Source organism: Actinophytocola sp. (assembly GCF_036002505.1).
Classification (GTDB): domain Bacteria; phylum Actinomycetota; class Actinomycetes; order Mycobacteriales; family Pseudonocardiaceae; genus DASYTH01.
In genome coordinates this window covers 1-11,809 of sequence record NZ_DASYTH010000406.1, presented here as the reverse complement: position 1 = coordinate 11,809, position 11,809 = coordinate 1, and the positions used below count along the sequence as shown (strand labels likewise).

Genomic DNA, 11,809 nt, shown 5'->3' with positions numbered 1-11,809 from the left:
AATGCCTGACGTACCGGAAGTTTCGGGGAAGGCCCGGCGACCGTGGAGTCGCGGGCACTGTTCCATTGTAACGGCGTGTTGCGCCTGGGGTGCGATCACGGCTGTGGATCAGTTGCCGGCGCCCTCCGCGGCGGCCACCGCGGCCCCGACGATGCCGGCGTCGTTGCGCAGTTCGGCGGCCACCACGCGGGTGCGGACGTCCAGCAGCGGCAGCCACTTGTCCGCCTTCTTGCTCACCCCGCCGCCCGCGATGATCAGGTCGGGCCAGATCAGGTCCTCGAGCACCCGGATGTAGCGGGACACGCGGTGGGCCCACTCTTCGTAGGACAGCCCGAGCTCGTCCTTGACCGAGGCGGCGGCCCTGGTCTCGGCGTCCTCGCCGTCCACCTCCAGGTGCCCGAACTCGGTGTTGGGCACCAGCTTCCCGTCCAGGAACAGGGCGCTGCCGATGCCGGTGCCGAACGTCAGCAGCACCACCACGCCCGCCTGGTCACCCGGCCAGCCGTAGCGGATCTCGGCCAGGCCCGCCGCGTCGGCGTCGTTGAGCACCACCACGTCGCCCGGCGGCCGGCCCAGCTTCCTGGTGAACGTCGAGGTGGCGTCCGTGCCGATCCACGACTTGTCGATGTTGGCCGCGGTCAGCGCCGTGCCGCGCTTGATCACGGCCGGCAGTGTCACGCCGACCGGGCCGGTCCAGCCGAACCCGGCCACGATCTCCCTGACCACGCCGGCCACCAGCTCGGGGGTGGACGGATCGGGGGTGTCGATCCGGATCCGCTCCCCGTCCAGCTGCCCCGCGTCAAGATCGACCACGCAGCCCTTGATCCCCGACCCGCCAACGTCAATGCCGAACCCGCGGGTGCCAGCCATCCCGTGGTCCCTTCGTACTCGATTCAGTGCGCTCGCACCGGAGGTTATCTGGGTGTGGTCGGATAGTCCCGTGCATGTTGGGCAGCGGGAGTTGTTGGCTGTTGCGGTCAGGGTGGCCGGCGAGGCCGCGGAGCTGGCCAGAACCACTCGGGAGAAGGCGATTCTGGACGTGGACACCAAGTCCAGCGAGACCGACGTGGTGACCGAGGGGGACCGGGCCAGCGAGCGGCTGGTGCGGCAGCGGCTCGCGGAGCTGCGGCCCGGCGAGCCGGTGCTCGGCGAGGAGGAGGGCGGCGGCTCCGCGGTCGAGCCCGGCGGAGTGTGCTGGGTCGTCGATCCGATCGACGGCACGGTCAACTATCTCTACGGCTACCCGTGGTACGCGGTGTCGCTGGCGGCCCGGGTGGACGGGGCGTCGGTGGCCGGCGCGGTGGTGGAGCCGGACAGCGGGCGGTGCTGGACCGCGGCGCGCGGGCACGGGGCGGCCCTGGACGGCGTGCCGCTGCGGGTGTCCCGGACGTCGCGGCTGGACCTCGCGCTGGTGGCCACCGGGTTCGGGTACCAGGCGGAGCGGCGGCGGCGCCAGGCGGCAGGTGTGGCGAAGCTGGTGGGCCGGATCCGGGACATCCGCCGGGCCGGCTCGGCGGCACTGGATCTGTGCGCGGTCGCGGCCGGCTGGATCGACGGCTACTTCGAGAACGGTCTGTCCACGTGGGACTGGGCGGCCGGCGCGCTGATCGCCGAGGAGGCCGGCGCCCAGGTGCGCCTGCCGGGCCGGGCCGGTGACGGCTTCGGCCCGGACCTGCTGCTGGCCGCCGCCCCCGGCGTGGCCGACGAGCTGCGCACCGCCATGATCGAGTCCGGCCTCGCCGAGGTGTGAGCCGCGAGTCCCCGGTTGGAGCACGCGAGTTCGCGGTTCGTGAACCGGGAACTCGTGGTCTCGAAGCGGGGACTCGCGTGCCTGAAGTGGGGACTCGCCGGATCAGGTGCAGGTGGCCTGGCGGGCTGCGCTGATCTGGGTGGGGTCGAGGTCGGGTTGGGCGGCGGGGTTGGCTTGCAGGCCGCCCTGGGCTTCTGGGTGCTCGAGGGAGAACTTGTTGAGCTGCTCGAGCAGGCGGCGCGCCTCGGTTTTGGGGCGGAGGTTGTCGAACCGCTTGCCGATGGCGAGGTCGACGGTGGCGTCCTGGCGGTTGTCCTTGACGAGCTCCGCGCAGGGCTCGACGAGGCTCAGCGTGCGGGCGGCGGCCGTGCCCTGCTGGCCGAAGCGGATCTGGGCCCGGCAGGTGAGGTCGCCGGAGAGGTAGAGCGGATCGTTCGCCGGCGGGGCCACCTGGCTGAAACCGAGTTGACGAAGTGCCTCGGTAATTTCGGCGGCCTGGCCGCGCTGGGTGCTCGCGTTGACCACGTGCACGAGGGTCTGGGCCGGGGCCGCCGGAACGGTCCGGTCCAGCGCGTCCGGGGCGAGCGACTGGCCGAGCGTGGTGGGCGGCTGCCCGGAGGTGGCCACGGGCGCGGTGCGCGGCGGGTCGCACTTGACCGCCACGTTGCCGGAACCCTTGTCCAGCACCCGGAGCCAGACGATGACGGCGGCCACCGCGAGCACGCACAGCACGATGACCGCGGGCAGCGGACGGCGCCGCCGGTACCCCCGGCCCCGGCCCCGACTCAGGTTCCCGGCCGCCACGAGCCCCTCCCTCCCCTCGTGCCCGTCAAGGCCCGCTCCACCCACATCGTTATTCGCCGCTGGACAGCCTAGGCGTTTCAGGGTCCGATCCAGGGATCGTCACGGGCCGGGGTGTCCCGGTCGCGAGTCGCGACAGACCGAACGCGAACCGTGATACCCGGTCGCATCGCACCACGTGACGGGCCGGTCGGCAAGAGTGGATCTCGCACCGTGGGCGCGCCCCGGTGAATCGGGATCTTCGACGAATCGCACCCGAAGGGGTGAGCCCTGCTCACATCTCGGCGGTCGATGGGCTACCCTCTGCGCGCTCCCGTCGCCGGAAGTCCCAACCGAATCGATTCCGTAGCAGCCGAACACCACCGAAAACCACCAGGCGGCGGGCGAGTTCGCGGTCATCGGCGGATGCGGGCACAAACCGCGGCCCTGGAACGTTGACCAGCGGCACAGACAGATCTGAAGCACATCTTGAGGTTCGACTGCAGGGGTGAAAGCAGATGGCTACCGACTACGACGCGCCGCGCCGCAGCGAGGCTGACGACCTGGCGGAGGACTCCCTCGAGGAGCTCAAGGCGCGCCGCAACGAGACGCAGTCCGGCGTCGTCGACGTCGACGAGTCGGACACCGCCGAGAACTTCGAACTGCCGGGCGCCGACCTGTCCGGCCTGTCGGGCGAGGACCTCACCGTTCGGGTGGTTCCGAAGCAGGCTGACGAGTTCACCTGCTCGGTGTGTTTCCTCGTCCACCACCGCAGCCGGTTGGCGGAGGAGCGCAACGGGCAGTTCATCTGCCGCGACTGTGCCTGAGGTTTCGACTAGCCGGCTCGCGTTCGGAGGATCTCGGCGAGCTGTTCGGGGTTGCGGGTGCTGAACAACCAGTAGGGGGTCGGATCGGCCGGATCGGTGTGCCGCACGCGCAGCACCGGTCCGACCCATCCCCGGTGCAGCACGCGGGCTGCCGGGTCCAGCTGGGGGCCGAGTACGCGCCGTTTCTCCGCGGGCCCGAACGCCTCCACCTCGCTCACGAACTCGAGCGGCAGCCGACCGTCGCCGACGCGCAGGGCCCCCTCCTCCACGGCGATCCGCGCCCGGCCGGTCTGGAAGATCAGCGCGGCGGTCAGTGGAACCAGCAGCACGTACGGCAGCCAGGCCCGTACCCCGCCTACCCCGCCGTGGAGCTCCGCGGCCAGGATCAGCGCCGCCAGCAACGGCAGCGGCCACCAGTACCAGGTGACGTAGAGCCGTTCCGCGTACACCACTTGGCCCAGCCGGGCGTCTGTCCCGCTTCGGGAGTCCTCCACGGGACCAGGGTAGTCTCGCCGGTCGTGCCCAGCCTGGAGGTCCTGCTGACCCGCCTCGACCCCGACGTGCCCGTCCCGGCCTACGCCAGACCCGGCGACGCCGGTGCCGACCTGGTGACGACCTCGGACGTGGAGCTCGGGCCGGGGGAGCGGGCGGTGGTCGGCACCGGGATCGCGCTGGCCATCCCGGAGGGCTACGCCGGGTTCGTGCACCCGCGGTCCGGGCTCGCCGCCCGGGTCGGCCTGTCGGTGGTGAACACGCCGGGCACAATCGATGCCGGCTACCGGGGCGAGATCCGGATCTGCCTGATCAACCACGACCCGCGGGAGCCGGTGCGGCTCCGGCGCGGCGACCGGGTGGCCCAGCTGGTGATCCAGCGCGTCGAGCACGCGGTGTTCCGCGAGGTCGACGGGTTGGCGGACTCGGCGCGGGGCACCGGCGGATACGGCTCGACGGGCGGACATTCGGTGCTCGCGGTCACGGGTATGGAGGACTAGGTACGTGGGACTGTTCGGCCGACGGGAACGTCGCGGTCGGGGAGCCGGGGAGCCCGAGTTCGATCTCGAGCACTCAGGTCATGTCGAGGGCTCGCTCATCTCCGAGCTGGGCCCGTACGACGAGGAGGACGCGCCGGACGACGGGGTGTCCCGGCTGGATCTGGGGTCGCTGCGGGTGCCGGTGCCGGACGGCGCGCAGCTGCAGGTGGAGATGGACCCGGCCGGCCCGGTGCGGGCCGTGCACGTGATCACCCAGCACGGCCAGTTCACCGTGAACGCCTACGCCGCGCCGAAGTCCGGCGGGCTGTGGGAGGAGGTGTGCGGGGAGCTTGCGGTCCAGTTGCGCGGCGACGGCGCCACCGTGCACAGCGCGGCCGGCGACTGGGGTCAGGAGCTGGTGGCCTCGCTGGGCCAGGTGACCCTGCGCTTCATCGGGGTCGACGGCCCGCGCTGGATGCTGCGGGGCGTGGTGGCCGGCCCTCCGGACCGGGCCCGGGCCAGCGCGGACGCCCTGCGCGAGCTGCTGCAGGGCACGGTCGTGGCGCGCGGCACCCTGCCCATGCCGGTCCGTACCCCGCTGCCCATCGACCTGCCCGAGGCCATCGCCGAGCACATCGCCCAGACCCAGGCTGACCCGCCTCCCCGGGATTAACTGCTGTCGTCGCGTTCCAGCCGGTGGTGCGGTTGACCGGTTGATTGTGGCTGGGTGCCGTCACGGTCCCCCCGAGGCTAACCTCGGCGTCATGCCGACCTCGACCGACTGGCTGGTGTTCCTCGGGACCGCGGCGCTGTTCGCGGTCATCCCCGGCCCGGGCATCCTCTACGTGCTGGCCCGCAGCCTCCGCGGCGGCCGGGGCGACGGCATCCGCTCCACGATCGGCAACGGCATCGGCGCGCTGGGCCACGTGGCGGCCGCCGCGGTCGGGCTCTCCGCGGTCCTCGCCGCCTCCGCGACGGCGTTCACCGTCGTCAAGCTGCTCGGCGCCGGCTACCTGATCTACCTCGGCGCCCGGGCGCTCCTCAGCCGCGATCACGCCCCGGTCGAGGAGCGCCGCCGGGCCAACCGCTCGGCCGTGGTCCAGGGCATGGTGAGCGAGCTGCTCAACCCCAAGACGGCGCTGTTCTTCCTGGCGTTCCTGCCGCATTTCGTCCACCCCGGCACCGCCCCGGCCCCGCTCGTGTTCGGACTGCTCGGCGTGATCGCGGTGCTCATGGCCCTGACGGTGGATCTGCTGGTCGCCGTGTTCGCCGGGACCCTCGGCACCCGCCTGCTCGCCGATCCCCGCTGGCGTCGCCGGCAACGGGTGGCCAGCGGCGTCACCATGATCGGTCTCGGTGGCGCGCTGACCCTGGCGGAGCGTGGTTAGGGGTTGGCTGGGGAAGCAACGTGCCTGTGCTCGTTCTCGCTTTCGCTCTACTGGCATCAACGTGACGTTCCTTCCCTGCCACCGGCACGGAGCCAGGCGAGCACGGTGGCGCGGCCGAGGGCTTCCGGGTCGGCGCCGATGATGTCCAGGCGGGTGGTGCACAACACGGCCTGGTTGAGCGCTTTTGTCCACTCTTCGGCGACGGGGAGCGGGTGGACGTGGTCGTCCGGGCAGCCGGCGACCCCGGCCGGGATGTCGAGCGTGGCCAGGTCGTCGAGGGTCGGTGCGGGGCGGTCGGCCGCGGCGCGCAGGGAGTCGGCCAGGCCGTCGCCGTAGCCGCGCCAGGCTCGGGCCAGTTCCGTGGCCAGCCAGGCGTCGGCGGAACTGGTCAGGGACGTCAGCGCGGGCTCGAGGCCCCCGGCCCGGACCGTGTCGGCGGCCAGGCGGGCGGCCACGGCGGCCGGGGAGTCGCCGGGGTCGCCGTGCCAGGCGGGCAGGGCCAGCAGCAGGCCGGCGCAGCGGCCGGGGTTGCGCAGGGCCCATTCCGCCGCCAGGTGCGCGCCGAAGGAGATGCCGCCGGCGAGGATTCCGTCCGGGGTCTGGGCGGCCGCCTCGTCCAGTGCGGCCAGGTAGGCCTCGCCGAGCCCGGCGCCGGGGCGGGGCGCCGGCAGCACGGCACGCACGCCCACCGCGGCGAGCGGTATCTCGAACACCGACCGGATGAACACCTCGTCTGAACCGGTGCCCGGTAGAAGAACGGCCGTACGGATGCCGTTCGGCGACAAGATCGGATGCTCGGTCACACTCCCATTCCGATCCTTCACTCGGTCGGGCCTCCCGCGGTTACGCTGATTGTGCACGGGCCGGAGTCGGGGCCGGTCCCTCGTACAGGAGTGGGCAGCATGGGCACTAAGGGGGATGGATATTGGCGCCGGTTGGTCAAGAAGTTGACCACCGACGTCGACGAGCTCGACGCCGATGACCTGTCGGAGAATGCGGAGGCCCAGGGGGCGCAACGGGCCTGCGACTGCAAGTTCGGCGACGAGGTCACGGTGCTCGGGCGGTTACGCACGGTCGAGATGTGTCCGCGCGACGCGGTCGCCACGTTCGAGGCGGAGTTGTTCGACGGCACCGAGGGTGTGACGTTAGTCTGGCTCGGTCGTCGCCGGATCCCGGGCATCGAGCCGGGTCGGACGATCAAGGCACACGGCCGCCTCGCGGTGCGGGACGGCCGGAAGGTGCTGTACAACCCCTACTACGAACTGCAGATGGCCACATGACACAACCGCCTCAGGACGAACAGGCGGACACACCGGCCGACGAGGCGGACCAGCGGCGGACCCTGCTCCAGGAGATGGGCGGGATCAGCGGGCTGATCTACTCCTCCGTTCCGGTGCTCGTTTTCGTTCTCATCAACTCGATCTTCTCCCTGCAGCCGGCGATCTGGGGCTCGGTCGGCAGCGCCCTGCTCATCACGCTGGTCCGGATCGTGCGCAAGCAGCCACTGCAGCCGGCCATCTCCGGCTTCTTCGGGGTGGCCATCGCCGCGTTCATCGCCTACCGCACCGGCTCGGCCAAGGGCTTCTTCCTGTTCGGCATCTGGGCGAGCCTGGTCTACGGCAGCATCTTCACGCTGTCGGTGATCGTCCGCTGGCCGCTGGCCGGCGTGATCTGGAGCATGCTCAACGGCCACGGCACCGCCTGGCGCGCCGACCGCCGCGCGCTGCTCGCCTACGACCTGGCGACGCTGTCCTGGGCAGCGGTGTTCGCCGCCCGGTTCATCGTGCAGCGCTGGCTCTACAACGAGGACCAGACCGGCTGGCTCGCCTTCGCCCGGATCGCCATGGGCTACCCGCTGACCGCGCTGGCCCTGCTGGTGACGGTCTGGGCCGTGCGCCGCGCCGGCCACCGTGTCAAGGAGCTCGTGCACGCCGCCGAGGAGGACGACCACGCCATCGAGGCCCGGCTGCGGGCCAAGTACGGCGAGCCGGCCACCGAGAACTGACGCCTACGCCCCGACGCGTAGGCGGAGTGCCGCCTCCGGCCCGACGACCTGGAGCACCGGGGCGGGCAGCATCGTCGGCATGACATCGAACCTTCCCCGCTCCGCCACACTGACCGTGGCCGGCCTGCTGGTCTTCGGCGCGATGATCCTCATCCAGATCATCGGCGGCGTCGACGTGTATCCCACGATCCCGCCCGGCCTGGTGATCTCCGTGGCCGTGGCGGCTCTGGTCGTGCTCGGTGCGCGCTGGTGGTGGACCGCGCTCGTGGCCGCGGCCTGGCCGCTGTTCCTCGCCGTCGGCGCGATCGCGTCCGGCATCCGCGGCACCTCACTCGATCTCGACGACCCGTTCGTGCTGACCACCTGGCTGATCCAGATGTCAGGGCTGGCCGTCGCCCTCGTCTTCGGCATCGTGTTCGCCTGGCAGCGGCTGCGGACCCGAGTTCCGGCCCGGTGACCGACGGCTACTCGCCGATGACCGCCGGTGCGGTGACCTCGCTGGTACCGAAGACCTCTTCCGGGTCGGCCTCGACGAGGTACGACGGCCGGTAGTGCTCCAGATCCTCCTCGCCCTGCCCATGGCCACCTTGCCCGGCCGGGCCGCCGCCGGGGCCACTCGCGCCGCCCCGCGCTCCTCGCCCGGCCGCGCCCTCACCGGCTGCGGCGCGGCCCCCCTGAACGAGGCCGCCACGTCCGCCGCCGCGCCGGCCACGCTCTCCTCCCGGACCCTCGGTGCCACCAGAACCGCCAGGGCCGAACCCGCGGGTGCCGGCCGCGCCACCGCGCCCGGCCTCGGCAGCCGAACCCGGCCCGTCGCCGACCGGAACGAGACCCGTGCCGAGCTGGCCCGGTGCGCCACCGGAACCGCCCGGGACCGGTCCCTGACCGCCGGGCCGCGACCAGCCGTTCTCCACGGGTGGCAGGGTCTGCGGCCGCGAGGGTGTGTACTGCGGGTCGGTCTGCCCGACCCCGGTCCAGGTGTCGGGTGTGGTCGTCCCGCCGGTACCCGAGAACTGGCTGGAGCTGCTCCCGACGCCCGGTGCCTGGCCACCGCCGGGCGGTGCCTGCCACGGCGTCGGCCCCGGCCCGGGCCGGCCGGGCCCGCCGGGTGGCTGCGGCGGTCCGCCCGGCGGCGGCTCGACGGTGTTGAGGTTCCGCAGCGCGGCGGCGAGCAGGGCCTCGTTCTCCCGGGTCGCCGCCTCGTACGCCTTCATCACCTCGATGTTGTGGTCGTTCGCGGTATTGAACGCACGCAGCAGCCGTTCGTAGCCGGCGTTTGACGTGCCGTTGGGCTCGTAGTTCTCCCAGTAGCCCGGCTCCGCCGGCATTCGTGGAACCTCCACGACCGCACCCTTGGCCGCCAGAAAGGTCTCGATCTGGCGGTCGATCGCCTCGCGCACCTTGGCGAGCCGTTCCGCGGCGAACTGGTGCTCGACCGCCAGCGGCGCAATACCATTCTGGGCGGCTCCCGACGCCGCGCCCTTCCAGGCCAATGCCATCTTGCCGATCAACGTATGCAACGCATCGCTACGGCTGAGGTAGCTGCCACCAATGGACTGGGTGAACTCGGCGCACGTAGACAACGCTGCGTGGTCACCTTGGATGAAGTTCTCAAAAATGGCCTGGCCGGACATGGTCGACATGATTCACCCCATCAAATCAAATCAACGAAGGCGCTGATGTCGGTGTCGCGGTGAAGGTAGGCGGCCAGGCTCGCCTTGATGTTGTCGACACTCGTCGTGGAGTAGCTGCGCATCGCCTCGTTGTGCGTCACGAACTCCAGCAGGGCCACCTGGAGCTTCGCGGCATACGCTCTGCTGATGATGTCTTCGGCCGGTGCTCGGCCGGTCCACTCGGCGTCCACCAAGCCACCTTGGTCCTCGCCGATTCGGCTGGTCTCGTGGTCCAGCCCACCGAGGACGCCGTGCATCGTGGTCTGGTCGAGCTCGAAACCACCACCGGCCGCCGGATCCTGACGTTTTACGGGATCGGCGGGAAGCGGGGGGATCTCGCCATCCCCACGCTGCTCAACGGTGTAAGGCTCATTGGTCCTGTCTGCCACGGCGCGGAGCTTAGCGCGCGAGATTGGCGGGGTGCATCGGGGATTGGGAATCCACTCTGGACAAAGAATGGACAAACCCATCTGGGATGCGTGGAATTCTACTCTCAGTATCCCAAGGCGGCGCGGATCTCGTCTTCTACGTCTGCTGATGCCACGAATAGGAGTTCGTCGCCGGCTTCTAAGGGGTCATCCGGTTGGGGGACGATGACGCGGCCGCCGCGGAGAATGGTGACCAGGGCGGCGTCGCGGGGGAGGTGGACCTCGCGGACGGCGCGGCCGGCGAGGGGGGTGTCCTCGGGAAGCGTCATCTCGACGAGGTTGGCCTGGCCCTGGCGCAGCGTGAGGAGCTGGACCAGGTCGCCGACGCTGACCGCCTCCTCGACCATTGCGGCGAGCAGGCGCGGCGTGGACACCCCGACGTCGACGCCCCAGGCCTCGTTGAAGAGCCACTCGTTGGCGGGGTCGTTGACCCGGGCGACGACCCGGCGGACCGCGAACACGGTCTTGGCGAGCAGCGAGACCACGAGGTTGACCTTGTCGTCGCCGCTGGCCGCGATCACCACGTCGCAGGTCTGCAGGCCGGCCTCCTCCAGTGAGGACAGCTCGCAGGCGTCGGCGAGCACCCATTCGGCCTGCTCGACGGTGTGCGGCTCGAACTGCCGGGCCTCCCGCTCGATCAGCATGACCTGGTGGTCGGCGGCGATCAGCTCGGCGGCGATGGACCGGCCGACCGCGCCCGCACCGGCGATCGCGACCCGCATCAGGAACCCTCCTCGGGGGGCTGCGCCGACGCCGCGGTGACGTCGCTGACCGTGCCGGACAGCGCCGCCACGTAGACCTGGTCGTCGGCCTGGATCACGGTCTTGGCCAGGGGCAGCACCGCCGTGCCGAACCGCATGATGAACGCCACCCGCGCGCCGGTGGCCTCCTGCAGCTCGCGCACGGTGTGCCCGACCCAGCCCTCGTCCACCGGGATCTCCAGCACGGCCACCTTGCCGGTCGGGTCCCGCCAGGCGGCCGCCACGCCGTCCGGCAGCAGCGTGCGCATCAGCCGGTCGGTGGTCCACGGCACGGTCGCCACGGTCGGGATGCCCAGCCGCTCGTACACCTCGGCCCGCTTGGGGTCGTAGATCCGGGCCACCACGTGCTCGACGCCGAACGTCTCCCGCGCCACCCGGGCGGAGATGATGTTGGAGTTGTCGCCGCTGGACACCGCGGCGAACGCGCCGGCCCGCTCGATGCCGGCCTCGATCAGCACCTGCCGGTCGAACCCGTTGCCGACCACCTGCTGGCCGTGGAAGTCGCTGCCGAGCCGGCGGAACGCCTGCAGGTCCTTGTCCACGACGGCGACCGTGTGGCCCAGCCGCTCCAGCGCCGCGGCCACTGAGCTGCCCACCCGGCCACAGCCCATGATCACGACGTGCACGAATCGCCTCCTCGCGAGTTGACCGGTCCAACGCTATCGCGAGGCCTTGAGAAACCTACCGGTGGCTGCTCCGATGAGGTGAACCGACGGCCTAGGCTGTGCTCCCGTGCCCAAGTTCGCAACCGCGGCGAAGCGGCTGCTGGTGGGACGGCCGTTCCGCAGTGACCGGCTGGCCCACACGCTGCTGCCCAAGCGGATCGCTCTCCCGGTGTTCGCCTCGGACCCGATGTCCTCGGTGGCCTACGCGCCCGAGGAGATCCTGCTGACACTCTCCGTAGCCGGCGTTTCGGCGTACGCGTTCAGCCCCTGGATCGCGCTCGTGGTCGCCGTGGTCATGATCGCGGTGGTGGCCTCGTACCGGCAGAATGTGCACGCTTACCCGTCGGGCGGTGGGGACTACGAGGTCGCCACCACCAACCACGGCCAGAGCGCCGGACTGGTCGTGGCCAGCGCGCTGCTCGTCGACTACGTGCTCACCGTGTCGGTGTCGATCGCGTCCGCTGCCGCCAACATCGGCTCGGTGGTGCCGTTCGTGGCCAACAACAAGGTGGAGTTCGCGGTCGGCGCCATCGTGATCCTGACCGCGGTGAACCTGCGCGG

General features: G+C 71.2%; 17 protein-coding genes. 9 read left to right on the top strand and 8 right to left on the bottom strand.

Annotation, left to right across the window (positions count from 1 at the left end; all coding sequences use genetic code 11):
- Positions 1-108 precede the first annotated feature (108 nt).
- Entirely contained in the window at positions 109-870 is a 762-nt protein-coding gene (ppgK, locus tag VGR06_RS35250; RefSeq protein ID WP_327563534.1) for a polyphosphate--glucose phosphotransferase, read from the bottom strand.
- Positions 871-940: 70 nt separating this feature from the next.
- Between ppgK and VGR06_RS35245 the strand changes: the two genes are divergently transcribed.
- Complete coding sequence (locus VGR06_RS35245) at positions 941-1,750, top strand: inositol monophosphatase family protein (RefSeq protein ID WP_327563533.1); 810 nt, start codon at positions 941-943, stop codon at positions 1,748-1,750.
- Between the two features lie 102 nt (positions 1,751-1,852).
- On the opposite strand, the gene cei is transcribed toward VGR06_RS35245, so the two are convergent.
- Positions 1,853-2,554, bottom strand: coding sequence for an envelope integrity protein Cei (cei, locus tag VGR06_RS35240; RefSeq protein ID WP_327563532.1), 702 nt, complete (start codon positions 2,552-2,554; stop codon positions 1,853-1,855).
- Between the two features lie 494 nt (positions 2,555-3,048).
- Between cei and VGR06_RS35235 the strand changes: the two genes are divergently transcribed.
- The gene (locus VGR06_RS35235) at positions 3,049-3,357 is read left to right on the top strand and encodes a DUF4193 domain-containing protein (protein WP_327563531.1); all 309 of its coding nucleotides are present in this window, start codon (positions 3,049-3,051) and stop codon (positions 3,355-3,357) included.
- An 8-nt stretch (positions 3,358-3,365) separates the two neighbouring features.
- Here VGR06_RS35235 and VGR06_RS35230 read toward each other — a convergent pair whose 3' ends face one another.
- Entirely contained in the window at positions 3,366-3,851 is a 486-nt protein-coding gene (locus VGR06_RS35230) for a DUF3093 domain-containing protein (RefSeq protein WP_327563530.1), read from the bottom strand.
- Between the two features lie 24 nt (positions 3,852-3,875).
- Here VGR06_RS35230 and dut point away from each other — a divergent pair, with 24 nt between their 5' ends.
- The 3 genes from dut (at position 3,876) to VGR06_RS35215 (ending at position 5,716) form a co-directional block, all read left to right on the top strand.
- A complete protein-coding gene (dut, locus tag VGR06_RS35225; protein ID WP_327563529.1) occupies positions 3,876-4,349 on the top strand; it encodes a dUTP diphosphatase in 474 nt (157 codons plus the stop codon).
- Between the two features lie 4 nt (positions 4,350-4,353).
- Complete coding sequence (locus VGR06_RS35220; protein WP_327563528.1) at positions 4,354-5,001, top strand: DUF3710 domain-containing protein; 648 nt, start codon at positions 4,354-4,356, stop codon at positions 4,999-5,001.
- Positions 5,002-5,092: 91 nt separating this feature from the next.
- A complete protein-coding gene (locus VGR06_RS35215; protein WP_327563527.1) occupies positions 5,093-5,716 on the top strand; it encodes a LysE family translocator in 624 nt (207 codons plus the stop codon).
- A gap of 56 nt (positions 5,717-5,772) precedes the next feature.
- Here the strand turns inward: VGR06_RS35215 and VGR06_RS35210 are convergent, their stop codons facing one another.
- A complete protein-coding gene (locus VGR06_RS35210) occupies positions 5,773-6,519 on the bottom strand; it encodes an alpha/beta hydrolase (RefSeq protein ID WP_327563526.1) in 747 nt (248 codons plus the stop codon).
- 99 nt (positions 6,520-6,618) lie between these two features.
- Here VGR06_RS35210 and VGR06_RS35205 point away from each other — a divergent pair, with 99 nt between their 5' ends.
- From VGR06_RS35205 to VGR06_RS35195, 3 genes are all read left to right on the top strand, one after another.
- Positions 6,619-6,996, top strand: a complete 378-nt coding sequence (locus tag VGR06_RS35205) for an OB-fold nucleic acid binding domain-containing protein (protein ID WP_327563525.1) — start codon at positions 6,619-6,621, stop codon at positions 6,994-6,996.
- The gene (locus tag VGR06_RS35200) at positions 6,993-7,721 is read left to right on the top strand and encodes a DUF3159 domain-containing protein (protein ID WP_327563524.1); all 729 of its coding nucleotides are present in this window, start codon (positions 6,993-6,995) and stop codon (positions 7,719-7,721) included. Before VGR06_RS35205 ends, VGR06_RS35200 begins: the two co-directional genes overlap by 4 nt.
- Positions 7,722-7,800: 79 nt before the next feature.
- Positions 7,801-8,178: a hypothetical protein gene (locus VGR06_RS35195; protein ID WP_327563523.1), complete on the top strand. Its 378-nt coding sequence runs from the start codon at positions 7,801-7,803 to the stop codon at positions 8,176-8,178.
- 7 nt (positions 8,179-8,185) lie between these two features.
- Here VGR06_RS35195 and VGR06_RS35190 read toward each other — a convergent pair whose 3' ends face one another.
- From VGR06_RS35190 to VGR06_RS35175, 4 genes are all read right to left on the bottom strand, one after another.
- A complete protein-coding gene (locus VGR06_RS35190; RefSeq protein ID WP_327563522.1) occupies positions 8,186-9,364 on the bottom strand; it encodes a hypothetical protein in 1,179 nt (392 codons plus the stop codon).
- 11 nt (positions 9,365-9,375) lie between these two features.
- Positions 9,376-9,783: a hypothetical protein gene (locus tag VGR06_RS35185; RefSeq protein WP_327563521.1), complete on the bottom strand. Its 408-nt coding sequence runs from the start codon at positions 9,781-9,783 to the stop codon at positions 9,376-9,378.
- A 104-nt stretch (positions 9,784-9,887) separates the two neighbouring features.
- Positions 9,888-10,544, bottom strand: a complete 657-nt coding sequence (locus VGR06_RS35180) for a TrkA family potassium uptake protein (RefSeq protein WP_327563520.1) — start codon at positions 10,542-10,544, stop codon at positions 9,888-9,890.
- Positions 10,544-11,209: a TrkA family potassium uptake protein gene (locus tag VGR06_RS35175; RefSeq protein WP_327563519.1), complete on the bottom strand. Its 666-nt coding sequence runs from the start codon at positions 11,207-11,209 to the stop codon at positions 10,544-10,546. Before VGR06_RS35175 ends, VGR06_RS35180 begins: the two co-directional genes overlap by 1 nt.
- Before the next feature lie 106 nt (positions 11,210-11,315).
- Here VGR06_RS35175 and VGR06_RS35170 point away from each other — a divergent pair.
- Positions 11,316-11,809 (top strand): amino acid permease (locus VGR06_RS35170; RefSeq protein ID WP_327563518.1); only part of this gene is annotated, 494 nt, incomplete at its 3' end.